Source organism: Citrobacter sp. BDA59-3, assembly GCF_015167655.1.
Lineage (GTDB): Bacteria > Pseudomonadota > Gammaproteobacteria > Enterobacterales > Enterobacteriaceae > Phytobacter > Phytobacter diazotrophicus.
Map to the genome: position 1 here is coordinate 4,202,255 of NZ_CP063427.1, position 23,532 is coordinate 4,225,786.

General features: G+C 54.5%; 23 protein-coding genes and 5 tRNA genes. 9 read left to right on the plus strand and 19 right to left on the minus strand.

The features are described from left to right. Positions 1 to 102 precede the first annotated feature (102 nt). From gshA to mltB, 18 genes are all read right to left on the minus strand, one after another. Positions 103 to 1,647 (minus strand): glutamate--cysteine ligase, encoded by a 1,545-nt coding sequence (gshA, locus tag IP582_RS19755; protein WP_193794205.1) that lies wholly within the window; start codon positions 1,645 to 1,647, stop codon positions 103 to 105. An 80-nt stretch (positions 1,648 to 1,727) separates the two neighbouring features. Beyond that, a complete protein-coding gene (locus IP582_RS19760) occupies positions 1,728 to 2,156 on the minus strand; it encodes a YqaA family protein (protein ID WP_193794206.1) in 429 nt (142 codons plus the stop codon). Further along, positions 2,153 to 2,719, minus strand: coding sequence for a fructose-1-phosphate/6-phosphogluconate phosphatase (gene yqaB, locus IP582_RS19765; protein ID WP_193794207.1), 567 nt, complete (start codon positions 2,717 to 2,719; stop codon positions 2,153 to 2,155). Before yqaB ends, IP582_RS19760 begins: the two co-directional genes overlap by 4 nt. A 115-nt stretch (positions 2,720 to 2,834) precedes the next feature. After that, complete coding sequence (locus IP582_RS19770; RefSeq protein ID WP_039077619.1) at positions 2,835 to 3,149, minus strand: BON domain-containing protein; 315 nt, start codon at positions 3,147 to 3,149, stop codon at positions 2,835 to 2,837. A gap of 303 nt (positions 3,150 to 3,452) precedes the next feature. Beyond that, positions 3,453 to 3,529, minus strand: a tRNA-Arg gene (locus IP582_RS19775). Positions 3,530 to 3,591: 62 nt separating this feature from the next. Beyond that, a tRNA-Arg gene (locus IP582_RS19780) sits at positions 3,592 to 3,668 on the minus strand. Positions 3,669 to 3,860: 192 nt separating this feature from the next. Continuing rightward, positions 3,861 to 3,937: transfer RNA gene (locus IP582_RS19785), tRNA-Arg, on the minus strand. Between the two features lie 63 nt (positions 3,938 to 4,000). After that, a tRNA-Arg gene (locus IP582_RS19790) sits at positions 4,001 to 4,077 on the minus strand. A gap of 3 nt (positions 4,078 to 4,080) precedes the next feature. Further along, positions 4,081 to 4,173: transfer RNA gene (locus tag IP582_RS19795), tRNA-Ser, on the minus strand. A gap of 321 nt (positions 4,174 to 4,494) precedes the next feature. Then, complete coding sequence (csrA, locus tag IP582_RS19800) at positions 4,495 to 4,680, minus strand: carbon storage regulator CsrA (RefSeq protein ID WP_000906486.1); 186 nt, start codon at positions 4,678 to 4,680, stop codon at positions 4,495 to 4,497. A gap of 243 nt (positions 4,681 to 4,923) precedes the next feature. Beyond that, positions 4,924 to 7,551 (minus strand): alanine--tRNA ligase, encoded by a 2,628-nt coding sequence (gene alaS, locus IP582_RS19805; protein WP_193794208.1) that lies wholly within the window; start codon positions 7,549 to 7,551, stop codon positions 4,924 to 4,926. Between the two features lie 129 nt (positions 7,552 to 7,680). Continuing rightward, a complete protein-coding gene (gene recX, locus IP582_RS19810) occupies positions 7,681 to 8,181 on the minus strand; it encodes a recombination regulator RecX (protein WP_193794209.1) in 501 nt (166 codons plus the stop codon). Positions 8,182 to 8,250: 69 nt separating this feature from the next. Further along, entirely contained in the window at positions 8,251 to 9,315 is a 1,065-nt protein-coding gene (gene recA, locus IP582_RS19815; protein WP_039077622.1) for a recombinase RecA, read from the minus strand. An 89-nt stretch (positions 9,316 to 9,404) separates the two neighbouring features. After that, on the minus strand, positions 9,405 to 9,902 hold the full coding sequence (gene pncC, locus IP582_RS19820) for a nicotinamide-nucleotide amidase (RefSeq protein ID WP_039077623.1): 498 nt from the start codon (positions 9,900 to 9,902) through the stop codon (positions 9,405 to 9,407). A gap of 124 nt (positions 9,903 to 10,026) precedes the next feature. Continuing rightward, positions 10,027 to 10,905, minus strand: coding sequence for a metal ABC transporter substrate-binding protein (locus IP582_RS19825; RefSeq protein WP_193794210.1), 879 nt, complete (start codon positions 10,903 to 10,905; stop codon positions 10,027 to 10,029). Continuing rightward, the gene (locus tag IP582_RS19830) at positions 10,905 to 11,768 is read right to left on the minus strand and encodes a metal ABC transporter permease (protein WP_193794211.1); all 864 of its coding nucleotides are present in this window, start codon (positions 11,766 to 11,768) and stop codon (positions 10,905 to 10,907) included. The genes IP582_RS19825 and IP582_RS19830 overlap by 1 nt, the downstream gene beginning before the upstream one ends. Continuing rightward, positions 11,765 to 12,442 (minus strand): metal ABC transporter ATP-binding protein, encoded by a 678-nt coding sequence (locus tag IP582_RS19835; RefSeq protein WP_193794212.1) that lies wholly within the window; start codon positions 12,440 to 12,442, stop codon positions 11,765 to 11,767. The genes IP582_RS19830 and IP582_RS19835 overlap by 4 nt, the downstream gene beginning before the upstream one ends. Positions 12,443 to 12,668: 226 nt before the next feature. Further along, entirely contained in the window at positions 12,669 to 13,766 is a 1,098-nt protein-coding gene (gene mltB, locus IP582_RS19840; protein ID WP_193794213.1) for a lytic murein transglycosylase B, read from the minus strand. A 268-nt stretch (positions 13,767 to 14,034) separates the two neighbouring features. Here mltB and srlA point away from each other — a divergent pair, with 268 nt between their 5' ends. The 7 genes from srlA (at position 14,035) to gutQ (ending at position 19,072) form a co-directional block, all read left to right on the plus strand. Continuing rightward, on the plus strand, positions 14,035 to 14,598 hold the full coding sequence (gene srlA / locus IP582_RS19845) for a PTS glucitol/sorbitol transporter subunit IIC (protein WP_193794214.1): 564 nt from the start codon (positions 14,035 to 14,037) through the stop codon (positions 14,596 to 14,598). After that, complete coding sequence (locus IP582_RS19850) at positions 14,595 to 15,566, plus strand: PTS glucitol/sorbitol transporter subunit IIB (RefSeq protein WP_193794215.1); 972 nt, start codon at positions 14,595 to 14,597, stop codon at positions 15,564 to 15,566. Before srlA ends, IP582_RS19850 begins: the two co-directional genes overlap by 4 nt. Positions 15,567 to 15,576: 10 nt before the next feature. Further along, a complete protein-coding gene (gene srlB, locus IP582_RS19855; protein ID WP_193794216.1) occupies positions 15,577 to 15,939 on the plus strand; it encodes a PTS glucitol/sorbitol transporter subunit IIA in 363 nt (120 codons plus the stop codon). Between the two features lie 17 nt (positions 15,940 to 15,956). Beyond that, positions 15,957 to 16,736 carry a sorbitol-6-phosphate dehydrogenase gene (srlD, locus tag IP582_RS19860; RefSeq protein WP_039077631.1) on the plus strand — a complete coding sequence of 260 codons (780 nt, stop codon included), beginning with the start codon at positions 15,957 to 15,959 and terminating at the stop codon, positions 16,734 to 16,736. Positions 16,737 to 16,916: 180 nt separating this feature from the next. Next, positions 16,917 to 17,276 (plus strand): transcriptional regulator GutM, encoded by a 360-nt coding sequence (gutM, locus tag IP582_RS19865; RefSeq protein ID WP_039077632.1) that lies wholly within the window; start codon positions 16,917 to 16,919, stop codon positions 17,274 to 17,276. 67 nt (positions 17,277 to 17,343) lie between these two features. Continuing rightward, the gene (locus IP582_RS19870) at positions 17,344 to 18,117 is read left to right on the plus strand and encodes a DNA-binding transcriptional repressor (protein WP_193794217.1); all 774 of its coding nucleotides are present in this window, start codon (positions 17,344 to 17,346) and stop codon (positions 18,115 to 18,117) included. After that, positions 18,110 to 19,072: an arabinose-5-phosphate isomerase GutQ gene (gutQ, locus tag IP582_RS19875; RefSeq protein WP_193794218.1), complete on the plus strand. Its 963-nt coding sequence runs from the start codon at positions 18,110 to 18,112 to the stop codon at positions 19,070 to 19,072. The genes IP582_RS19870 and gutQ overlap by 8 nt, the downstream gene beginning before the upstream one ends. Here the strand turns inward: gutQ and norR are convergent. Next, entirely contained in the window at positions 19,069 to 20,586 is a 1,518-nt protein-coding gene (norR, locus tag IP582_RS19880) for a nitric oxide reductase transcriptional regulator NorR (protein WP_193794219.1), read from the minus strand. The two genes, gutQ and norR, sit on opposite strands and share 4 nt — an antisense overlap. A 179-nt stretch (positions 20,587 to 20,765) precedes the next feature. Here norR and norV point away from each other — a divergent pair, with 179 nt between their 5' ends. Beyond that, positions 20,766 to 22,214, plus strand: coding sequence for an anaerobic nitric oxide reductase flavorubredoxin (norV, locus tag IP582_RS19885; protein WP_193794220.1), 1,449 nt, complete (start codon positions 20,766 to 20,768; stop codon positions 22,212 to 22,214). Further along, positions 22,211 to 23,344 (plus strand): NADH:flavorubredoxin reductase NorW, encoded by a 1,134-nt coding sequence (norW, locus tag IP582_RS19890; protein WP_193794221.1) that lies wholly within the window; start codon positions 22,211 to 22,213, stop codon positions 23,342 to 23,344. Before norV ends, norW begins: the two co-directional genes overlap by 4 nt. Positions 23,345 to 23,532 lie beyond the last annotated feature (188 nt).

Consider the following 23,532-nt stretch of genomic DNA (forward strand, 5'->3'; position numbering starts at 1 on the left):
TGATGCGAGTCTGAGTATATGAAAGACGCGCATTTGTTATCATCATCCCTGTTTTCAGAGATGAATATTTTGGCCACAGTAATGTGGCCTTTTTCTTTTCTGTCAGGCGTGTCTTGCAACCAGCGCCTCGAATGTCTCAGTATCCGACGCTTCAACCTCTTTCTGGCGCGCCCAGGAAACCTCGCACTCTTTTCTGAAATCCTCTTCGCGCAAAATTTCCAGCGGTTCTTCGCGCAACATCGAACGATACTCTTCCGAGAGCGCTTTGCCCGTACCGCCAATACCTTTATCAAGCATAGAACGTAAAATGCGCGCCGAGAATGTCAGCTCCGGGTTGTCAAAACAGGCCAGCAGTTCATCGCAAACCTGCTCATAATCGTTGCCACCGTACAGTCCATCAAGCGTCTGCGCGACTCGTTTAAGGTCACGGAACAGATCTTTCCCGACTTGTGGCAGTGGGAATTGCGCCGTTTCGCAGCCCATTCCCAGCGTCAGGCCCGGTTTACGCCCTTCCAGAATCACACGATTCCAGTTTTTACGCGTACACAGCAGCTCGTCGCTACTCATTTCCGGCGCATCCGCCAACACACACCAGACCATAAACAGATCGAGGAAACGGATCTGCTGCTCATCCACGCCAATCGGGGTGAACGGATTGATGTCCAGCGAACGCACTTCAATATATTCAATTCCGCCGCGCAACAGCGCATCTGACGGCGACTCACCGCTACGCGTTACGCGTTTCGGGCGAATCGGGGCATAAAGTTCGTTTTCAATCTGCAGGATATTGGTATTGATCTGCAGGTACTTACCCTCTTTTTTCAGACCAATCTTCGCGTATTCCTCAGAGGGCGTTTTAATCGCGCGTTTCAGCGCCACGACATAATCAGACAGGTTGTTAAAGGTGATGCCAAGATTGCTTTGCGACTTGTTGGTGTACCCCAGGTCGCTCAAACGAAGCGAAGTGGCATACGGCAGATAATGCATGCCGCCGGGGGTTTTCTCGAAAGGCAGCGTCGAAGGTTTGCCCTGCAGGAAAGAGGGGCAAATCGCCGGGGACGCACCAAACAGATACGGAATGACCCAACCAAAACGGTAATAGTTACGGATCAGACGGAAGTAACCGTCAGAAACGGATTCTTTATCAGTTTCCCCACATTTGGCTTCCCAGAAAGCCATCGGCAGCGAAAAATTGTAATGCACGCCTGAAATGGTCTGCATCAACGCGCCATAGCGGTTTTTCAAGCCTTCACGGTACAGTGTTTTCAGGCGACCAATATTTGACGAGCCATACTGCGCCAGTTCAATATCCTGGCCATTTTCGATATAGCACGGCATGCTGAGCGGCCACATGCGTTCATCACCTATTTCACGCGCGGCAAAGCGGTGAATATCACGCATGATGGTCAGCATATGCTGAATATCACCGTCTACCGGAGTAATAAACTCCAGCAATGCTTCGGCAAAATCTGTCGTAATCCATTTATGGGTCAACGCGGAACCAAGGGCGTGTGGATGGCCGGTGGTTGCCAGCGTGCCATCGGCCTTGACGCGCAGCGTTTCGCGCTCAAGACCACGTTGAATCCCCTTTAGAGCCTGAGGATTTTTTTCCAGCCAGGACAATGCCTGTGATACGTCCGGGATCAAATTGACCTCCCGCCTGTAATATTCATTTTATTAAGCATAATTGTAATGGTTGACGATTAAAGGTCACTCACTCAGTCCAATTAGTGCCACCACGTCATACCCTGGAGCGTTGCGACAGCTACAATCACGTAGCGCAACGCTTTCCCAAGGCACAAAAAAAACACGACTGGCCCCCAGGGAATGCGCATCCATCCCGCAAGCAGGCACAGCAAATCGCCGATTACAGGCATCCAGCTTAATAACAGTGTGGCTGCACCATAGCGTCTTAGCCAACCTGTTGCTTTTTCTTGCCAGCGCGATTTTTCACGCATTGGAAAGAAACGCCCAAGAATAACGTTAGTCAACCCTCCAAGGCTATTACCCATTGTTGCTATTAATACGAGTAACCACGGCTGACTAAGGCCGGAAAGCAGCATAGCAATCAGCACCACCTCAGAGTTACCTGGAAGCAAGGTGGCGCTAAGAAAACTGCTGGCAAACAGTGAAACGAGAGAAAGCGCTTCACTCACAACAGGCGCACATCCACAGCATCCATCCCGGCCGCGCGTGCCGCCTGCAGGCCAAAGTCCGCATCCTCGAAAACCACGCATCTTTCCGGTGCGACACCCATTTTTTCCGCACAGAGCAAAAAAGTATCGGGCGCCGGTTTATGGTTTTTTACATGATCGGCTGCAACCACGGCAGCGAAATAGTGACGCAGACCAAGATGGGATAACAATGCTTCGGCGATCGCGCTTTCGCTCCCCGTCCCGACCGATAACGGACGGCGACCATACCACTCTTTGACAACATCAATAAGCGGTAGCGGACGAACGGTATCCAGAAGCATCGCTTTTACCGCTTCTGTTTTTTCACGTGCGAGCGCATAAGGGTCAAGATCGGCCTGATTGAGTTCAATTACCGACTGTGCGATGCGCCAGGTAGGCGAGCCATTCAGCGCAATCATCGCCTGTATATCGTAACGCAGACCATAATGCCCCAGCACCTCATGCCAGGCTTTACGGTGAGTCGGTTCGGTATCCAGGATGGTGCCATCCATATCGAAAATCAGACCATCGTAACATTCGTACATCGTGTTCTCATCGAGCGGATAACAAAACGTTACTTTATCGTAAACAAAGATTTTTGTCGCTGCCGGACGTAGAGACAACAAAGACGCCCTGGGGCGTCTTTGTGTTTTGCGAAGATTATTTGATCCTCAAATCGTTCTCGACCACCCGCACGCCTGGAACCCGGCGGGCGACCTCCACCGCGCGCTTAGCACTTTCAGCAGAGGAGACAAAACCACTCAGTTGCACACGCCCTTTAAAGGTTTCAACGCTGATTTCCGAAGATTTAATGTTTTTATCATTGAAGAGCGCGGTTTTGACTTTAGTTGTCACGACGGTGTCGTCTATATAGCCGCCGGTGCTTTCCTTTTTAGATGAGCCCGCACAACCGCTCAGGGTTAGTGCGACAAGTAACATTGCGCAAAACGCAGAAATAGCTTTGTACCCTTTCATGATATCTCTCCTTGCCTTCGCCTTACTCAATTTACATCGTTACGAGCAGATAAATTATAGAGGAAAGAACAACCTGCCAATAAAAATCTGTCAGGGAATGAAAAAGGATACGTGAAAAATGTGTACGAAAAATAAGAAGGTGGAGAAGAGAACGTTGTTTTAGAGAAGGAAGATGGTGCATCCAGGAGGATGACGCACTGCGTTCGCCCTGCGGGCCGTTGCTGACGCAACGTTATCCTCCCTGGTGCTGGCGATCATTGCGCAGACCATGAAACAACAATGCTGATGTTATTCCGGAGAAAATGGTGCATCCAGGAGGATTCGAACCTCCGACCGCTCGGTTCGTAGCCGAGTACTCTATCCAGCTGAGCTATGGATGCATCGGGATTACTGCTTTACTGCTGATTCAATGCTGCTCAACAAGCCGCAACACTGAGAAAGATGGTGCATCCAGGAGGATTCGAACCTCCGACCGCTCGGTTCGTAGCCGAGTACTCTATCCAGCTGAGCTATGGATGCATCGGGATTACTGCTTTACTGCTGATTCAATGCTGCTCAACAAGCCGCAACACTGAGAAAGATGATGCATCCAGGAGGATGACTCACTGCGTTCGCCCTGCGGGCCGTTGCTGACGCAACGTTATCCTCCCTGGTGCTGGCGATTATTGCGCAGACAATGAAACAACAATACTGATGTTGTTTCCAGGAAGATGGTGCATCCAGGAGGATTCGAACCTCCGACCGCTCGGTTCGTAGCCGAGTACTCTATCCAGCTGAGCTATGGATGCATCAGGATTTACTGCTTTACTACCGATTCAATGCTGCTCAACAAGCCGCAACACTGAGAAAGATGGTGCATCCAGGAGGATTCGAACCTCCGACCGCTCGGTTCGTAGCCGAGTACTCTATCCAGCTGAGCTATGGATGCAAATGGCGGTGAGGCGGGGATTCGAACCCCGGATGCAGCTTTTGACCGCATACTCCCTTAGCAGGGGAGCGCCTTCAGCCTCTCGGCCACCTCACCACACGCCTCTTACGAGTGCTTCGAAGAACTTGTTTCTGCTCATCGTCGCTGCGTGGCGCACATATTACTTTCTGGGACTTATAAGTCAAACAATTTTTCCAGCCCCTGAATCGTTTGCACACTTCGCAGACAATTAGCCGGTTAAAAGTGCAAAAAGGATGTTTTATCAGCAGAAATTACCGATGCGCCCTATACGCAAGTACGGACAAAAGGCTGAGAAAAAGAAGTGAGAATAGAGAGTGTGAAATAAAAAGGTAACGTGATGAGGAGAGAATCGGGGAAAAATGTTGCGTCTCGCCGGGATGGCGAGACGCGGTAATATCAATAACTGGACTGCTGTGATTTTTCAGCCTGGATACGCTGGTAGATTTCTTCACGATGAACAGATACTTCTTTAGGAGCGTTAACGCCAATACGCACTTGGTTACCTTTAACCCCTAAAACAGTCACAGTGACCTCATCCCCAATCATGAGGGTCTCACCAACTCGACGAGTCAGAATCAGCATTCTTTGCTCCTTGAAAGATTAAAAGAGTCGGGTCTCTCTGTATCCCGGCATTCTCCATCATATAACGCCAAAAAGTAAGCGATGACAAACACGTTAAGTGTAAGCAGTCACGGCATCACATTCTGTTAGACGTAAGTTTAGCCGATATACACAACTTCAACCTGACTTTATCGTTTTCAATAGCGTAGTGGCAAGAACGCCATGGCGACAAGGCCATGGCGACTGCTATTCGCTTTGTAATTTTTACAGTTTCGCGCCGACCCAGCCTTTTACGCTGGCCATTGCTGCCGGAAGTGCTGCCACATCCGTGCCACCGGCTTGCGCCATATCCGGACGCCCGCCGCCTTTACCGCCCACTTGCTGGGCAACCATCCCAACCAGTTCCCCTGCTTTAACGCGGTCGGTCACATCCTTAGACACACCCGCAATCAGAGAAACCTTACCTTCTGCCACTGTGGCCAGAACGATAACGGCAGAACCTAATTGGTTCTTGAGATCGTCGACCATGGTACGCAGCATCTTCGGTTCAACACCCTCCAGCACGCTGACAAGGAGTTTAACGCCGTTGATATCCTCAGCCTTCCCGGTCAAGCTTGCGCTTTCCTGAGCGGCCTGTTGTTCTTTAAGCTGTTGCAGCTCTTTCTCTAGCTGACGGGTACGCTCCAGCGTGGAACGAACTTTGTCACCGAGATTGGCACTATCGCCTTTCAGCAATTGTGCAATATCCTGCAACTGGTCGCTTTGCGCATGCAGGGCCGCAATGGCGCCTTCGCCAGTAACCGCTTCAATACGACGGACGCCCGCAGCAGTGCCGGACTCAGATACAATGCGGAACAGGCCGATATCGCCCGTACGCGATGCGTGAGTACCACCACACAGTTCAGTGGAGAAATCTCCCATGCGCAGAACACGCACGCGGTCATCATATTTCTCACCAAACAGCGCCATTGCGCCAGAGGCTTTTGCCGCGTCGATATCCATGATGTTGGTTTCGATAGGCAGGTTGCGGCGAATTTGCGCGTTCACCAGATCTTCTACCGCACGGATTTCAGACGGTTTCATCGCTTCGAAATGCGAGAAGTCGAAACGCAGCGCCTTATCGTTAACCAGTGAGCCTTTCTGCGCCACATGCGTGCCCAGCACATCGCGCAGTGCGGCATGCATCAGGTGTGTTGCAGAGTGGTTCAGACGAATACGCAGACGACGAGCTTCGTCGACTTCGGCTTTCACGCCGTCGCCCACTTTCAGTGAACCTGCGGCAACGCGCCCCAGATGACCGATCGCCTGGCCGTATTTCTGCGTATCATTGACGGTGAACGTAAAGCCGTTGCCTTTCAGTTCCCCTTTGTCGCCCACCTGACCACCGGATTCGGCATAGAACGGGGTCTGGTCCAGAATCACAACAGCGTCCTGACCAGCGTTCACCGCATTCACAGCTTTACCATCAACAAACAGCGCGGTCACTTTGCCGGTCAGCTCCAGATGGTCATAACCTTTAAATTCTGAGCTGCCATCGACACGGATCATCGCATTATAGTCGGCGCCAAAACCGCTGGATTCACGCGCACGACGACGCTGCTCTTCCATTGCGGCTTCAAAGCCTTTTTCGTCGACTTTCAGATTACGCTCGCGGCATACGTCAGCCGTCAGATCCACCGGGAAGCCATAGGTGTCATACAGGCGGAAAGCGGTTTCGCCATCCAGCGTGTCACCTTTGAGTTTCGCCAGCTCTTCGTCCAGCAGCGCCAGGCCACGCTCCAGCGTACGGGCAAACTGTTCTTCTTCGGTTTTCAGAACCTGCTCAACCTGCGTTTGCTGGCGTTTCAGTTCTTCACCGGCAGATCCCATAACGTCGAGCAGCGGGCCAACCAGTTTGTAGAAGAACGTATCTTTCGCGCCCAGCATGTTGCCGTGACGGATTGCACGGCGAATGATACGACGCAGCACATAGCCACGGTTTTCATTCGACGGGATCACGCCGTCAGCAATCAGGAAGGCACAGGAACGAATATGGTCCGCGATCACGCGCAGGGATTTGTTACTCAAATCGGTCGCGCCGGTCACATCAGCGACCGCTTTGATAAGTTTGCTGAACAGGTCGATTTCGTAGTTGGAATTCACATGTTGCAGCACCGCAGTGATACGTTCGAGCCCCATACCTGTATCAACGGACGGTTTCGGCAGCGGTTCCATGGTGCCGTCAGCCTGACGGTTGAACTGCATAAAGACGATGTTCCAGATCTCAATGTAGCGGTCGCCGTCTTCTTCCGGGCTTCCCGGAGGGCCACCCCAGATATGGTCGCCATGGTCGTAGAAAATCTCGGTGCAAGGGCCGCACGGACCGGTATCGCCCATCTGCCAGAAGTTATCGGAAGCATAAGGCGCGCCTTTGTTGTCTCCGATACGGATAATGCGCTCGCGCGGAATTCCGACTTCTTTTTCCCAGATTTCGTAGGCTTCGTCGTCGGTCTCGTACACCGTTACCCACAGACGCTCTTTTGGCAGTTTGAACCAGTTATCACCGGTCAGCAGTTCCCATGCGTACTGGATAGCATCGTGTTTGAAGTAGTCGCCGAAGCTGAAGTTACCCAGCATTTCGAAGAAGGTATGATGGCGCGCAGTGTAACCGACGTTTTCCAGGTCGTTGTGTTTACCACCCGCACGCACGCAGCGCTGCGCGGTAGTAGCACGGGAATAATTACGCTTGTCGAGCCCAAGGAATACGTCCTTGAACTGGTTCATCCCGGCGTTGGTAAACAGCAGAGTCGGGTCGTTATTCGGCACAAGGGAGCTGCTCGCAACTACCTGATGGCCCTTGCTATGGAAAAAATCGAGAAACGCCTGACGGATCTCAGCGGTGCTCTTGCTCATAATTATCCTGAAATCAAGCTAACGAAATGTCGTAACGGATTACTACCCTTTGACAGACAGCAACCCGCTACTGGAAAAAGTGGGAATAAGATAAGTTTTCTTTACTACGAAGTAAAATCCCGTATGCGGTCAACCGGCAAAATTTCGCCAGATTTCCTGAATATCTTCCAGTAAATAACCGCGATAGAGTAAAAAGCGTTGCACTTTTACTTTCTCCGCAAAAGCCACGGGTAGCGGCTCGCCGAATTTGCGTTGCGCCTGTTCCCGGGCAAGTTCGCACCAGTCGATATCGCATTCTCGCATCGCGCTTTCGCAGATATCCCGCGCCAGCCCCTTCTGGCCCATTTCCTGGCGGATACGCGCAGGGCCGTATCCTTTGCGACTGCGGCTGGCAATGAACTGACGGGCAAAGCGCGCATCGTCGAGGTAGTTATTTTCCATGCACCAGGCGATGACTTTATCGACATCTTCCGGCGTGGCATCCATTTTTTCCAGACCATTTTTCCCCATAACCGGGGCGGTAAGTTTTCTGCGAAGTTCCTGTTCCGCATGGTCACGCATGGCCAAAATGCGTAAGGCGCGGTCAAGCAGGCGGGCGTAAGCGGAGCGTCGGGGCATGTTGTCAGACATGGTTAAATCCTGGCAGACTCTGAAAAACAAAAGGGCTGCATCCGCAGCCCTTGATTGTCATTCAGATTATCAGAAATCTTCGTTGGTTTCTTCGACACCTTCACCGCTGTCGTCCACCGAGAAATCGGCACCGGAGGAAGGATTGCTGAGCAGGATCTCACGAACTTTCTTCTCGATTTCTTTCGCCGTTGCCGGGTTTTCTTTCAGCCAGTTTGTCGCATTCGCTTTACCCTGACCGATTTTCTCGCCGTTGTAGCTGTACCAGGCGCCCGCTTTTTCAATCAGCTTCTCTTTCACGCCCAGGTCAACCAGCTCGCCGTAGAAGTTAATACCTTCGCCGTAGAGGATCTGGAACTCAGCCTGTTTGAACGGTGCAGCGATTTTGTTTTTCACCACTTTCACGCGGGTTTCGCTACCCACCACATTGTCGCCCTCTTTCACCGCGCCAACGCGACGAATATCCAGACGAACAGAGGCGTAGAATTTCAGCGCGTTACCACCGGTGGTGGTTTCCGGGTTACCGAACATGACGCCAATTTTCATACGGATCTGGTTGATAAAGATCAGCAGCGTGTTGGACTGCTTAAGGTTACCTGCCAGTTTACGCATCGCCTGGCTCATCATACGTGCCGCGAGGCCCATGTGAGAGTCACCGATTTCGCCTTCGATTTCTGCTTTCGGCGTCAGCGCCGCAACGGAGTCGACAACGATAACGTCAACGGCACCAGAGCGTGCCAGCGCATCACAGATTTCCAGCGCCTGCTCACCGGTATCAGGCTGAGAACACAGCAGGTTGTCGATATCAACGCCCAGCTTACGTGCGTATACAGGGTCCAGAGCGTGTTCGGCGTCGATAAACGCACAGGTTTTACCTTCACGCTGTGCCGCGGCAATAACCTGGAGGGTCAACGTCGTTTTACCGGACGATTCTGGCCCGTAAATTTCAACAATACGGCCCATTGGCAGACCGCCCGCACCCAGTGCGATATCCAGCGAAAGTGAACCGGTGGAGATCGTTTCGACATCCATAGAACGGTCTTCACCCAGACGCATGATGGAGCCTTTACCGAATTGCTTTTCGATCTGACCCAGTGCGGCCGCAAGCGCCTTTTGTTTGTTTTCGTCGATAGCCATTATTACTCCTGTCATGCAAGGTGAAGCGACTATGCTCCGCCGTGAATTTCTGTTCTGTTGTCGCAATTATACTGTATGGTCATACAGTATCAAGTGTTTTGTAGAAAATGTTGCCACAGTGTTTGCAACGCATACACCGTCGCCTGACGACGCACCGCTTCGCGGTCTCCATCGAAGCACTCGCGGCGGGTAATGCCCTGCCCGCTTACACTGGCAAACCCAAACCACACGGTGCCGACAGGCTTGCTGTCGCTGCCACCGTCCGGCCCGGCAATGCCGCTTATTGAGATAGCGTAATCCGCCCGCGCGGCTTTTAGCGCGCCAATCGCCATCTCCACCACTACGGGTTCACTCACTGCGCCATGTGCCGCGAGCGTTTCGGCCTTGACGCCAATCATCTGCGACTTGGCCTCATTACTGTAGGTGACAAAGCCACGCTCAAACCAGGCGGAGCTCCCTGCGATATCGGTAATGGCTTTTGCCACCCAGCCACCCGTACAGGATTCCGCCGTGGTGACGGTCGCCCCGCGCGCCTTGAGCGCCAGCCCCACACGCTCACTTAGTTGCATTAATTCGCTGTCAGTCATAGTGCCCCCTGTCGTACAAAAACCGTGGCGCAAAAGATACCACTTTCAGGATAAAGGTGGGGATGCGGTGACGAATTTACGAGGAGGCTTCAGAAAAAAGCCAGCTTTCGCTGGCTTAGAGAGGTTATTTCATGCTGTTGGCGATGGTTTCAACATTGTGGCGAAACGCTTTGACGTATGAGTCCGCCACGCCCCCTTTTTTGCTCAGCGCCTCAGGATAGAGCTCTCCGCCAGGCTGTGCGCCGGTCGCGCTGGCAATCTGTTTGACCAGGCGCGGATCAAGCTGGTTTTCCATAAACCAGGTATGCACGCCGTCGGCTTTAATCTGCTTAATCAGCTCGACCACCTGCTGCGCGCTGGCTTCACTTTCAGAGGAGATACCCTGCGGGGCGAGGAACGTTACGCCGTACGCCCGGCCAAAGTAACCAAACGCGTCGTGGCTGGTCAGCACTTTGCGTTTCTCTTGCGGTACCGCGTCAAACTGGGTTTTCGCCCAGCTATTGAGCTGCTGAACCTGCTCAATATAACGCTGGCCGGTCGCCTTCAGCGCCGCTTCATCCTGCGGATCGGCTTTGACGTACGCCGCAAGAATATTCTTCGCATAGAGCGCACCGTTAGCCGCACTATTCCAGGCGTGCGGGTCGGTCACAGTTTTGCCGTCTTCTTGCAGCGTATGGGTCGAAACGCCCTCAGAAGCGACAACCACAACCCCTTTAAAGCCAGACGCTTTCACCAGCCGGTCCAGCCAGCCTTCCAGCCCCAGACCATTGACCACCACCACATCGGCCCTATTGAGCAACGCGCTATCTTTGGCGCTCGGCTCGAAGGTATGCGGGTCGCCATCCGGCCCGACAAGCGTAGTGACTTTCACATGATCGCCACCGGTTTTGGCGGCGATATCCCCCAGTACCGAGAAACTGGCGACCACGTTTAATGTTTTCGCCATGACACTTTGCGTCATCAGCCCAAGTGCTAATGCCAGAACCACACCTGCCTTTTTCATTATGTCTCCTTGCCTGTTTTTTGTGTGCGTAAGGTGCTGCGCACGCCGAATAAGATGGAAAAAATAAACACGACGCTCGCGCTCAGGACGATAGATGGCCCCGCAGGTAGCCCTGCCATCCACGAAAGGCTCAGACCAAACCATGCGCACAGCGCGCCGCTAACGCCTGCAAATAAAAGCAGGCCAGGGAGTGTTCGCGCCCAGCAGCGTGCGGCTACCGCCGGTAAAATCATCACCCCCACCGCCATTAATGTGCCCAGCACCTGAAACCCGGCCACGAGGTTTAACACCAGCAGTGCCAGAAACAGGCTGTGCAGCAGAGCGGGCAGTCGCGGCGCGTTAATCTGCAAAAAACTGCTGTCGAAGGCTTCACTCACCAGTCCGCGATAAAACAGCGCCAGACACAGGAGCGTCAGGCTGGCGACGCCCGCGACAAACAACGCCGCGTCCTGATCGACCGCCAGGACCGAGCCAAACAGTAAATGCAGCAGGTCAACGCTTGAGCCACGCAGCGAGACCAGCGTCACGCCCAGCGCCAGTGACGCGAGATACAAACCGGCAAAGCTGGCGTCCTCTTTGAGCGGCGTGCGTCGGCTGATGATCCCGGCCACCAGCGCCACGATAATTCCTGCACAAAAACCGCCCAGACTCATCGCCAGTAATGACATGCCGTTGAGCAAGTAGCCTGCCGCCACGCCGGGTAAAATCGCGTGCGAGAGCGCATCGCCCATCAGGCTCATACGCCGCAGTTGCAAAAAGACACCCAGCGCCGTGGTGCTGACGGATAAAGCCAGACACACCACCAGCGCGCGGCGCATAAAGCCGAACTCAATAAACGGCTGGAAAAAGAGATGCCATATCATGCCAGGCACGCTCCGCTGTTCTGCGTCAGGGTCACGTCAGTCGCCCCCCAATGGGCGCTTTCTGTATCCAAACGCAGCGTCTGGGGGAAGTAGCGTTTGACACGTTCGCTATCGTGCAACACGGCGAGGATGGTTTGCCCCTGCTGATGCATATCGACAATCTGCTCCATCAGCACCTGGCTTGTGGCCTCATCAATGCCGGTAAAGGGTTCATCGAGCATGACGAGCGGCGCATGCTGTAACCACATGCGGGCAAAAAGCATGCGCTGAAACTGACCACCGGAGAGGGCTTCAACGGTGGTGCGCGCCATCGTCAGCAGCCCCACCCGCTCCAGCGCTTCTGCAGCATGCGCCCTGGCCTGGCGATTAAGACCGCGAAAAAGCGGGATACGCGGCCAGGCCCCCATGCTAACCACATCCTGCACCGTAATGGGAAAATGCGGGTCCAGCGTCTGCCGCTGTGCCAGCCAGCCGATAACCGGGCGTGAAGGCGTCCAGCGCAGCGTGCCACTGACCGGCGGCAGTATGCCTGCCAGCGTTTTGAGTAACGTCGATTTGCCGCAGCCATTGGCCCCGACAATTGCGGTCATGCTGCCGGCTTCAATGACACCACACAGAGAAGGGGTAATGGCGCGCGAGCCGTAGCCCGCCACCAGATGATCAAGCTCAATCATGCCAGCGCCACCGACCATGCCGTAAGCAGCCACAGCACAACTAGCAACGCCGCAGCCAGTCCAAGCCGGACCGCGCTGGCGCAGGAGAAAAGGGTTATATCCATCATCACTGAACCTTCATAATGTTATAACATAACAATAATCAGAAGCAGTGATGAAGTAAACGGGAATTTATCGGGTGAATGCGTCGAAATGTTTCAACCCCTCCCGCAGGAGGGGCTGACAATTAGCGAACGCGCGCCAGCGCAACCGCCTGACCAAGCTGCCAGACCGCCATCGCGTAGTGCGTGCTGCTGTTGTAACGGGTGATGGTGTAGAAGTTGGGTAAGCCGTACCAGTACTCATAATTGGTGCCAACATCCAGACGCAGCAGGCTGGCCTGTTGGTGGTTACCCAACGGTTGCTGCGGCGTTAAGCCCGCTGACGCCAGTTGCGCCACGCTGTAGTTGGTTTTAAAGCCATTCGCCAGTCCGGCAGCCTGGCCATTAGCAGGCACCGCCACCAGATCGCCTTTCACCCAACCATGTTCTTTAAAGTAGTTTGCCACGCTGCCGATGGCATCAACTGGATCCCACAGGTTGATATGCCCATCGCCATTAAAATCAACGGCATACTGTTTGTAAGACGACGGCATAAACTGACCGTAGCCCATCGCACCGGCGAACGAACCTTTCAAATCGAGCGGATCATCACTTTCATCTCGCGCCATCAGCAGGAACGTTTCCAGTTCGCTGGAGAAATACGCGGCGCGGCGTGGATAGTCGAAGGAGAGCGTCGCCAGCGCATCAAGAATACGCGTTTTGCCCATCACGCGGCCCCAGCGGGTTTCCACGCCGATAATGCCAACGATAATTTCCGGCGGTACGCCGTAGACCATCCATGCGCGATTCAGAGCGTCTTCATATTGATTCCAGAACGCCACGCCGTTTTGCACGTTATCGGGAGTGATGAACTGGCTGCGATAGCGCAGCCATGCGCCATTCGGCCCTACCGGCGCCGGGCCGGTTGGTGCCTGGCGGTCCATCAGGCGCAGCACGTAATCAAGTCGCTTCGCCTGAGAGAGAATTTCGTGTAACTGCTGACGGTCAAAGCCGTGTTTGCTCACCATTTCATTGATGAACTGCTCCGCCGCCGGGTTATTGGCGAAGTCGCCGCCCATTGCCATCACATTATGCTGCGGCTTGAGCAGGAAACCGCCAGAGGGTTCCGCAGGCTGACCGGTTATCACACCGTCGGTAGATGCTGCGGTTTGATGAGGTTTGCTGCTGCAGGCGGCAAGTAAAACGAGCGCAGGGAGGAGCGCTGCGTAACGACGCTTAAACATGGGACATCCATTTAACAATTCATTCAACCAGGAGGAATTATGGTAAAGCATGCGGGCTTCCACAAGGAAGCGGCTTCCATGTTTCTTCTCTCTCCTCTTATCTGAAATGCCGTGTTTGTCTTCACTTCACACCTTCTACTTACCAAAAACTTTCACAATGATCATTTTATCTTTCATATTGAGATCTAAATAACACTTTTTAAACTTTCATAATGATTATTATAAGTCCCAGTTTTGCAACAACGAGAAAACCCTACAGGAGAGAACAATGATCGAAACCATTACTCATGGTGCCGAATGGTTCATCGGGCTGTTTCAGAAAGGCGGGGTTGTGTTTACCGGGATGGTCACCGGTATTCTGCCGCTGCTGATAAGTCTGCTGGTTATCATGAACGCACTGATCAATTTCATTGGTCAGCATCGTATTGAGCGGCTGGCGCAGCGTTGCGCTGGCAATCCGGTAACCCGTTATCTGCTGCTGCCGTGCGTGGGCACCTTTGTTTTCTGCAACCCGATGACGCTCAGTCTCGGACGCTTTATGCCGGAACGTTACAAGCCCAGTTATTACGCCGCCGCTTCTTACAGTTGCCACTCAATGAATGGCCTGTTCCCCCATATCAATCCCGGCGAATTGTTCGTCTATTTAGGCATCGCCAACGGTCTGACTACCCTCGGTCTGCCGCTGGGGCCACTTGCCGTGAGCTACCTGCTGGTTGGTCTGGTCACTAACTTCTTCCGTGGCTGGATTACCGATCTGACGACCGCGATTTTCGAGAAAAAAATGGGCATTCAGCTTGAGCGGAAAGTACAACTGGCAGGAGCAACATCATGAGCCGCATTGTGATTGAAAAAGGTACCGGCGGCTGGGGCGGCCCACTGGCGCTCGATCCCACCGCGAACAAGAAGATCGTCTATATCACGGCCGGAACGCGACCGGCGATCGTCGACAAGCTGGCACAAATGACCGGCTGGGAAGCGGTGGATGGCTTTAAAGAGGGAGAACCGGCAGAAGCGGAAATCGGCGTTGCAGTCATCGACTGCGGCGGTACGTTACGCTGCGGCATTTACCCGAAACGGCGCATTCCCACCATCAATATCCATGCCACCGGCAAGTCAGGCCCGCTGGCGCAGTACATCCTGGAAGATATCTATGTCTCTGGCGTAAGAGAGGAAAATATCTACTGGCAGGATGGCGAGGTGCCCCGTACACCGGCACAACGCGAAGCTACTGCCCGTGATTATGACACCAGCAAAAAAATCACCGAGCAGAGCGATGGTCTGCTGGCCAAAGTCGGCATGGGTATGGGCTCAGCCGTCGCTGTACTGTTCCAGGCCGGGCGCGACACCATCGATACGGTGCTGAAAACCATCCTGCCGTTTATGGCATTCGTCTCGGCACTTATCGGGATCATTATGGCCTCCGGTTTGGGTGACTGGATAGCCCACGGCCTGGCCCCCCTTGCCAGTCATCCGTTAGGGCTGGTGACGCTAGCGCTGATTTGTTCCTTCCCGTTGCTGTCACCGTTCCTCGGCCCAGGGGCGGTCATTGCTCAGGTTATTGGCGTGTTGATTGGTGTGCAAATCGGTCAGGGAAATATCCCACCGTACCTTGCCCTGCCAGCCCTGTTCGCTATTAACGCCCAGGCCGCATGTGACTTTATCCCCGTTGGGCTTTCCCTGGCAGAAGCACGCCAGGACACCGTGCGCGTCGGCGTGCCGTCTGTACTGGTTAGCCGCTTCTTAACGGGTGCGCCAACGGTGCTTATCGCCTGGTTTGTTTCGGGCTTTATTTATCAATAAGAGGTTGCTCATGAGCGTGATTTATCAAACCACCATTACTCAGATTGGCGACTGCGCACGCGACGCGCTTGGCGACCGGATGCTGATTACCTTCCGGGAAGGGGCCCCCGCCGATGTGGCTGAGTTTTGTTTTATCCACTGTCATAGCGACTTTTGCGGACACCTTACGCCTGGCGCCCGCTTCGAGCTGGGCGGTAAGCAGTATCCGGTTACCGCCGTCGGTGAGGTGGCAGAGCTGAATCTGCGCGAGCTTGGCCATATTACCCTGCGCTTCGATGGACAGACGCAGGCGGAATATCCCGGCACGGTACACGTCGCAGGTGACGTGCCGGAAAGCATCAATCCTGGTTGCACACTGAAATTTGTCGCTTAAGTCGTAAGGAGAAAAGTATGAAACAGGTTGCCGTTGTCATTGGTGGGGGACAAACACTCGGGGCGTTCCTCAGCCGTGGGCTGGCCGCAGAGGGCTATCGCGTAGCGGTAGTGGATATTCAAAGTGATAAAGCCGCAACCGTGGCACACGAAATTAACGCGGAGTTCGGTGAAGGCATGGCCTACGGTTTTGGCGCTGATGCCACCAGCGAGCAGAGCGTACTGGCGCTTGCCCGTGGCGTGGATGAGATTTTTGGCCGCACGGATTTGCTGGTCTATAGCGCGGGAATTGCCAAAGCGGCGTTTATCAGCGATGTGCAGCTCGGGGATTTTGACCGCTCATTGCAGGTCAATCTGGTGGGTTATTTCCTGTGTGCCCGTGAGTTTTCGCGGCTGATGATTCGCGACGGGATTAAGGGGCGCATTATTCAGATCAATTCGAAGTCCGGCAAGGTGGGCAGTAAGCACAACTCAGGCTATAGCGCGGCGAAGTTTGGCGGTGTGGGCCTGACACAATCCCTGGCGCTGGATCTCGCGGAATACGGGATTACGGTTCATTCGTTGATGCTCGGCAACCTTCTGAAATCACCGATGTTCCAGTCCCTGATCCCGCAATATGCCAGCAAACTGGGGATTGCCGCCGATCAGGTTGAGCAGCATTACATTGATAAGGTTCCGCTTAAACGTGGCTGCGATTATCAGGATGTGCTGGATGTGCTGCTGTTTTACGCAAGCACGAAGGCCTCTTACTGTACCGGGCAATCAATCAATATTACCGGCGGGCAGGTGATGTTCTGAACCGGGTGGCCTGATGCCCTCCGCCCGTTCCTGAGGGTATCCCCCGGTGGCGCTACGCTTATCGGCGCTACCAAACCGTAGCCTCTCCCACAGGGAGAGGGAGGAAACCGGGCACCGCCCGGCACATAAACCGTAACCCGGATAAGGCGCTCGCGCCGACATCCGGGAAAAGGAGACATGATGGTTTCTGCACTCATCACCGTAGCTGTCATCGCCTGGCTCAGCCAACTGGCACTGGGCGGCTGGCAGATTCGCCAGTTTAACCGCGCCTTTGATGCGCTCTGCCAGCAAGGGCGCGTTGGCGTCGGACGCTCTGGCGGGCGTTTCAAACCACGCGTTATCCTTGCGGTTGCCTTCGATAAACAAGACCGCGTCACCGATACGTTGCTCATGCGCGGACTCACCGTTTTTGCCAGGCCCGCAAAAATCGACGCCCTGCTCGGCATGAAACGTGAGGAATTAGAGCCTGATGTGATCTTTCCCCATGATCCGGGCTGTCAGAATGCTCTATTATTGGCGCTTAAATTGAAACATGGATAATTTCGTTGTGAACGCAATGAGCTTGCGAAATTATCATTTTGCAACTTAACGCAGGATAAAAGCGCCCATGAAACCACGTCAGCGGCAGGCAGCCATTCTTGAGCATCTGCAAAAGCAGGGAAAATGTTCTGTTGAAGAGCTGGCAGCACACTTCGACACCACGGGCACCACCATACGGAAAGATTTAGTGGTGCTGGAACACTCCGGCGCGGTCATCCGCACCTATGGCGGCGTCGTGCTCAATAAAGACGAAGCCGATCCCCCGATCGACCATAAGACCCTCATCAACACCCTGCAAAAAGGGCTGATTGCCGAAACCGCCGTGGGCTTTATTCAGGATGGCGATTCCATCATTCTTGACGCGGGCAGCACCGTGCTGCAAATGGTTCCTTTACTAAGCCATTTCAATAACATCACCGTGATGACCAACAGCCTGCATATCGTCAATGCGCTATCCGAACTCGATAACGAGCAAACCATCCTGATGCCGGGCGGCACCTTTCGTAAAAAATCCGCCTCCTTTCATGGGCAACTGGCGGAAAACGCCTTCGAACATTTCAGCTTCGACAAACTGTTTATGGGTACCGACGGCATCGATTTGAATGCAGGGGTCACCACCTTCAATGAAGTTTTCACCGTCAGTAAAGCCATGTGCAACGCGGCACGGGAAGTGATCCTGATGGCGGATTCGTCCAAATTTGGCCGCAAAAGCCCGAACATTGTGTGCAGCCTGGAAAGCGTCGATAAATTAATTACCGATGCCGGGATCCCGACAGATTTTCGCGCCGCACTGGAAGAGAAAGGGATCGAAGTGATCGTCGCCGGAGAAAAAAATGAGTGAGCTTTTACTGAACACCGCACGTCAGACGCTGCTGCTAGAGTTGCAAGAAGCCAGCCGCCTGCCGGAGCGCCTGGGCGAGGCGTTTTTACGCGCCGCTGATGCCATTATTCATTGCCGGGGTAAAGTGATTGTCTCGGGCATTGGCAAATCCGGACATATTGGCAAAAAGATTGCCGCCACCCTCGCCAGTACTGGTACCCCTGCCTTCTTTGTCCATGCGGCAGAAGCCCTGCACGGCGATTTAGGGATGATTGAAAGCCGCGATGTGCTGCTCTTTATCTCCTATTCCGGATCGGCTAAAGAGCTGGATCTGATCCTGCCGCAGTTAAAGGAACGATCGGTGACCGTGCTGGCCATGACCGGAAAATCTTTGTCGCCGCTGGCGCTGGCGGCAGACGCAGTGCTGGATATTTCCGTTGAACGTGAAGCCTGCCCAATGTTGCTGGCCCCTACCTCCAGCACCGTCAATACATTGATGCTCGGTGACGCGCTGGCGATGGCCGTTATGCAGGCGCGCGGCTTTAACGAGGAAGATTTTGCCCGTTCACACCCGGCAGGAGCACTGGGTGCGCGTCTGCTCAACAAAGTCCATCACCTGATGCGTAAAGAAGATATCCCCCATGTGCGCATTAACGCCACGGTAATGGACACGATGCTGGAACTTAGCCATACGGGGATGGGGATGGTGGCCGTCTGCGGTGACGCGGAGGAGATTCTGGGTATCTTCTCTGATGGCGACCTGCGACGCTGGCTGGTTGCAGGCGGTGCGCTGGATGCGAACATCAGTGACGCGATGACGAAAGGGGGCATCACCCTTAACGCCGGGAGCCGCGCTATCGATGCCAAAGAGGTGCTAATGAAACGCAAAATCTCCGCGGCTCCGGTGGTGGATGACAGCGGTAAGCTGGTTGGCGCGATTAACCTGCAGGCCTTTTATCAGGCCGGAATTATTTAATCCTTCAGCCCCAGACGTTTCGCCAGCCGATGCAGGTTGGCGACATCCATCTCAAGCAGCCGCGCACTGGCTGCCCAGTTATACTGGCTTTGTTCCAGCGCCTGGCGAATGGCGGTACGCTGAAAATTATCGGTCGCTTCCCGCAAATTTTGTCTCTCCACGGGCAATGTCTGTGCGCTAACAACACTCTGCTCCGGCTCATCGCTCAGCGCAAAATGACGCGTTTCCAGTACGATGTCATCCCCGCTTCGCGTACCGCGCGCCAGCACAATCGCACGGTGAATAGCATGTTCCAGCTCACGCACATTTCCCGGCCAACGGTACGCCAGCAGATGCGCCCGCGCACCGGGGCTAAGCACGACACGACCAAGGCCAAGGCGCAGACGGCACTGCTCGCAGAAATACCCCGCCAGTAACACCACATCCTCACCGCGTTCACGCAGCGGCGGGACAACCAGCGGAAAGACGCTCAGGCGGTGAAACAGGTCAGCGCGAAAACGCCCGGCCAGTACCTCTTCGCGCAGATCGCGGTTGGTGGCGGCCAGCACGCGCACATCCACCCGCAGGCTGCGATCATCCCCGACACGCTGAATATCGCCGTATTGCAATACTCGCAACAGCTTGGCCTGCAGCGCCAGCGACAGCTCGCCAATCTCATCCAGAAACAGCGTGCCTTTATCGGCCATTTCAAACTTGCCGCTACGGTTGCTGATGGCCCCGGTAAACGCCCCTTTCACATGACCAAACAGTTCGCTTTCCGCCACGCTTTCCGGCAGTGCCGCGCAATTCAGATAGACCAGGGCATCTGCCGCGCGGGGCGAGTTTTCGTGGATAGCTTTTGCCACCAGCTCCTTACCGGTGCCGGTTTCACCGCTTATCAGCACGTTCAAATCGGAACCGGCGACAATCTCTATCTCTTTTTTAAGCTGCGCCATACCCTCCGAAAGACCGATCATTTCGGTATGCGCGACCTGTTCAAAGGTTGTCGGCAGGCCGGGCGCCATGTTCTGGCTTTCGAGCTTTTCAATCAGCAAAGCATTGTTGAGCGCCCCTGCCGCCAGCGCCGCAATCAGACGCAGTTCTTCATCGCTAAAGCTATCGAACTGATCCGGCGCCATGCCATCCAGAGTGAGCGCGCCAATCAGGCTCTGCCCGGCAAACAGCGGCAGACCCACACAGGCATGGACTTTCAGACTCTCCTGGCCGGGGATAAGCCCGTCATAGGGGTCCGGCAATGCGCTGTCGGCAGGGAAGCGCACCACATCCCCGGCGCGGGCAATCGCCTCCAGCCGCGGGTGCCCTTCCAGCGTAAAGCGCCGCCCCAGCACATCCTGGGCCAGGCCATCAATCGCCAGCGGGATAAATTGCCGCGCCTCGTAGCGCAGCAGCGCTGAAGCGTCACACTCCAGCACCTGACGCAGGGTGGTCATCAGGCGCTGAAAACGGTCGGCATGGCCTATGCCGCTCTGTAATTCAATGGCGATACCCGCCAGCACGTTCACGGAAAAACTCATCGTCGCCTCGCAGTCATTTTGACAATGCAGATTGTCATAATGACAGTCTTTTTCATAGTCTTTTTGACTACCCATCAGGGGGCAAATAAAAATAAATTTATAAAAATCAACAAAATAAAAAATGGCACGCATCTTGAAATAGTTATCACATCTTATTTAACACAGAACAGGTAAGCAAAATGGCTATTCACGTAAAAAATAACATTCATTGGGTTGGGCAACGTGACTGGGAAGTTCGTGATTTCCACGGTACCGAATACAAAACGCTGCGCGGCAGCAGCTACAACAGCTACCTCATCCGTGAAGGCAAAAACGTACTGATTGATACCGTCGATCATAAATTCAGTCGCGAGTTTGTGCAGAACCTGCGCACGGAGATCGACCTCAACGCGATTGACTACATCATTATTAACCACGCGGAAGAAGACCACGCGGGCGCACTCACCGAGCTGATGTCCTGGATTCCGAACACCCCGATTTATTGCACCACCAATGCCATCGACTCCATTAACGGTCACCACCACCACCCGGAGTGGAATTTCCACACCGTGAAAACCGGTGACGCACTGGATATCGGCAATGGCAAACAGCTTATCTTCGTCGAAACGCCGATGTTGCACTGGCCGGATAGCATGATGACCTATATGACCGGCGATGCCGTGCTGTTCAGTAACGACGCCTTCGGTCAGCACTACTGTGACGAGCGCCTGTTCAACGACGAAGTGGACCAGACCGAACTGTTCGAGCAGTGCCAGCGTTACTACGCCAACATCCTCACGCCGTTCAGCCGCCTGGTGACGCCAAAAATCACCGAGATCCTTGGCTTCAATCTGCCGGTGGAGATGATTGCCACTTCCCACGGTGTGGTATGGCGCGAAAATCCGACGCAGATTGTTGAGCTGTACCTGAAATGGGCCGCGGATTATCAGGAAGACCGTATCACCATTTTCTACGACACCATGTCGAACAACACCCGCATGATGGCGGACGCGATTGCCCAGGGCATCAATGAAGTTGACCCGAACGTGGCGGTGAAAATTTTCAACGTCTCCCGCAGCGACAAAAACGACATTCTGACCAACGTCTTCCGCTCCAAAGGTGTGCTGGTCGGCACGTCCACCATGAACAACGTGATGATGCCGAAAATCGCTGGCCTGGTCGAAGAGATAACCGGCCTGCGTTTTCGTAACAAACGTGCCAGCGCTTTCGGCTCCCACGGCTGGAGCGGCGGCGCGGTGGATCGTCTGTCTACCCGATTACAGGATGCGGGCTTTGAGATGTCGCTGGGCCTGAAAGCCAAATGGCGCCCGGATATCGATGCGCTGGAACTCTGCCGTCAGCACGGTCGGGAGATTGCCCGCCAGTGGGCGCTCGCTCCTCTGCCTACACCGCTTAACACTACACCGGTTGAGGCGTCCGCCTGCGCCTGTGCCGCGAAAGCCGCCGCTGATTCAGGCCCGTCTATGCAGTGCAGCGTCTGCCAGTGGGTCTACGATCCGGCAAAAGGCGAACCCATGCAGGATGTCGCGCCAGGAACCGCCTGGTGTGATGTGCCGGATAATTTTCTTTGCCCTGAATGTTCGCTTGGCAAAGAGGTCTTCGATGTGCTGGCAACGGAGGCAGTATGAGCGCAGGTATTGTGATTATCGGGTCGGGCTTTGCCGCCCGCCAACTGGTAAAAAACATCCGCAAGACCGACACCACCACGCCGCTGACGCTGATTGCCAGTGACAGTATGGATGAGTACAACAAGCCGGATCTGAGCCATGTCATCAGCCTTGGGCAGCGCGCCAGAGATCTCACCCGCCAGTCGGCGGGGGATTTCGCCGAGCAGTTCAACCTGCGCCTGTTTCCCCACATGCGGGTGACGGCGCTGGATACAGAGGCGAAAGTCATCAAAAGCGCAGATCAACAGTGGCAGTACGACAAGCTGGTGCTGGCAACCGGGGCCCGTGCGTTTGTTCCGCCCGTCGCGGGCAGCGAACTGATGCTTACCCTTAACAGCCAGCAGGAGTACCAGGCCTGTGAAGCGCAACTGCGTGACGCGCAACGGGTGCTGATTATCGGCGGCGGGTTAATTGGCAGCGAACTGGCGATGGATTTTTGTCGCGCGGGGAAAGCGGTGACGCTGGTGGATAGCGAAGCCAGTATTCTCTCTTCGCTGATGCCGCCAGAAGTGAGTAGCCGTCTGCAGCATCGACTGACCGGGATGGGCGTACATCTTTTGTTGAAATCACAGCTTATGGCGCTTGAGAAAACAGAAACGGGCATCCGCGCCACGCTGGACAGGCAGCGCGGTATAGAAGTAGATGCGGTGATTGCCGCGACCGGGCTGCGCGCAGAAACCGGGCTGGCCCGGAGCGCCGGGCTGACGGTCAATCATGGGATTTGTGTGAACAGTTATCTGCAAACCAGCAATCCGGATATTTATGCGCTCGGCGACTGTGCGGAGATTGACGGTAAGCTGCTGCCGTTCCTGCAGCCGATTCAGCTTAGCGCCATGTATCTGGCGAAAAATCTGTCTGGCGTGGCTGTGCCGCTTAAGCTTCCTGCCATGCTGGTGAAGGTCAAAACGCCGGAGATGCCGTTGCATCTGGCAGGCGAGACGGCACGCCGCGATTTGAACTGGCATATCACTACCGAAGCCCAGGGTATGGTCGCCCGCGGTCTGAACAATGAAGGGCAGTTGTGCGCTTTTGTGGTGAGCGAAGATCGGATGAAGGAAGCGTTCGCGTTGTTAAAAACGCTGCCTGTTTGAGAGCCGTAATAAAATCTGTGACCATTCCCGGATGCGGCGTAAAACGCCTTATCCGGGCTACGTCATACCGAAGCACCAGCGGGAGTCAGTGCCTGATGCGAGCACGATCGGTCCCCTCTCCCTTGAGGGAGAGGGTTGTTGGATACGCCGCCCCCCCTCGTAGCCCCGGTTAGCGCAGCGCCACCGGG

Excerpts from the sequence above, each read along its gene's own strand:
- gutQ (WP_193794218.1), top strand. The coding sequence starts at position 18,110 with ATGAGTGAGCTTTTACTGAACACCGCACGTCAGACGCTGCTGCTAGAG.
- srlB (WP_193794216.1), top strand. The coding sequence starts at position 15,577 with ATGAGCGTGATTTATCAAACCACCATTACTCAGATTGGCGACTGCGCA.
- gutM (WP_039077632.1), top strand. The coding sequence starts at position 16,917 with ATGGTTTCTGCACTCATCACCGTAGCTGTCATCGCCTGGCTCAGCCAA.
- csrA (WP_000906486.1), bottom strand. The coding sequence starts at position 4,680 with ATGCTGATTCTGACTCGTCGAGTTGGTGAGACCCTCATGATTGGGGAT.
- IP582_RS19835 (WP_193794212.1), bottom strand. The coding sequence starts at position 12,442 with ATGATTGAGCTTGATCATCTGGTGGCGGGCTACGGCTCGCGCGCCATT.
- recX (WP_193794209.1), bottom strand. The coding sequence starts at position 8,181 with ATGTCTGACAACATGCCCCGACGCTCCGCTTACGCCCGCCTGCTTGAC.
- IP582_RS19770 (WP_039077619.1), bottom strand. The coding sequence starts at position 3,149 with ATGAAAGGGTACAAAGCTATTTCTGCGTTTTGCGCAATGTTACTTGTC.
- mltB (WP_193794213.1), bottom strand. The coding sequence starts at position 13,766 with ATGTTTAAGCGTCGTTACGCAGCGCTCCTCCCTGCGCTCGTTTTACTT.
- recA (WP_039077622.1), bottom strand. The coding sequence starts at position 9,315 with ATGGCTATCGACGAAAACAAACAAAAGGCGCTTGCGGCCGCACTGGGT.
- srlD (WP_039077631.1), top strand. The coding sequence starts at position 15,957 with ATGAAACAGGTTGCCGTTGTCATTGGTGGGGGACAAACACTCGGGGCG.
- norR (WP_193794219.1), bottom strand. The coding sequence starts at position 20,586 with ATGAGTTTTTCCGTGAACGTGCTGGCGGGTATCGCCATTGAATTACAG.
- yqaB (WP_193794207.1), bottom strand. The coding sequence starts at position 2,719 with ATGTACGAATGTTACGATGGTCTGATTTTCGATATGGATGGCACCATC.
- norV (WP_193794220.1), top strand. The coding sequence starts at position 20,766 with ATGGCTATTCACGTAAAAAATAACATTCATTGGGTTGGGCAACGTGAC.
- pncC (WP_039077623.1), bottom strand. The coding sequence starts at position 9,902 with ATGACTGACAGCGAATTAATGCAACTAAGTGAGCGTGTGGGGCTGGCG.
- srlA (WP_193794214.1), top strand. The coding sequence starts at position 14,035 with ATGATCGAAACCATTACTCATGGTGCCGAATGGTTCATCGGGCTGTTT.
- IP582_RS19825 (WP_193794210.1), bottom strand. The coding sequence starts at position 10,905 with ATGAAAAAGGCAGGTGTGGTTCTGGCATTAGCACTTGGGCTGATGACG.
- IP582_RS19870 (WP_193794217.1), top strand. The coding sequence starts at position 17,344 with ATGAAACCACGTCAGCGGCAGGCAGCCATTCTTGAGCATCTGCAAAAG.
- alaS (WP_193794208.1), bottom strand. The coding sequence starts at position 7,551 with ATGAGCAAGAGCACCGCTGAGATCCGTCAGGCGTTTCTCGATTTTTTC.
- norW (WP_193794221.1), top strand. The coding sequence starts at position 22,211 with ATGAGCGCAGGTATTGTGATTATCGGGTCGGGCTTTGCCGCCCGCCAA.
- IP582_RS19850 (WP_193794215.1), top strand. The coding sequence starts at position 14,595 with ATGAGCCGCATTGTGATTGAAAAAGGTACCGGCGGCTGGGGCGGCCCA.
- IP582_RS19830 (WP_193794211.1), bottom strand. The coding sequence starts at position 11,768 with ATGATATGGCATCTCTTTTTCCAGCCGTTTATTGAGTTCGGCTTTATG.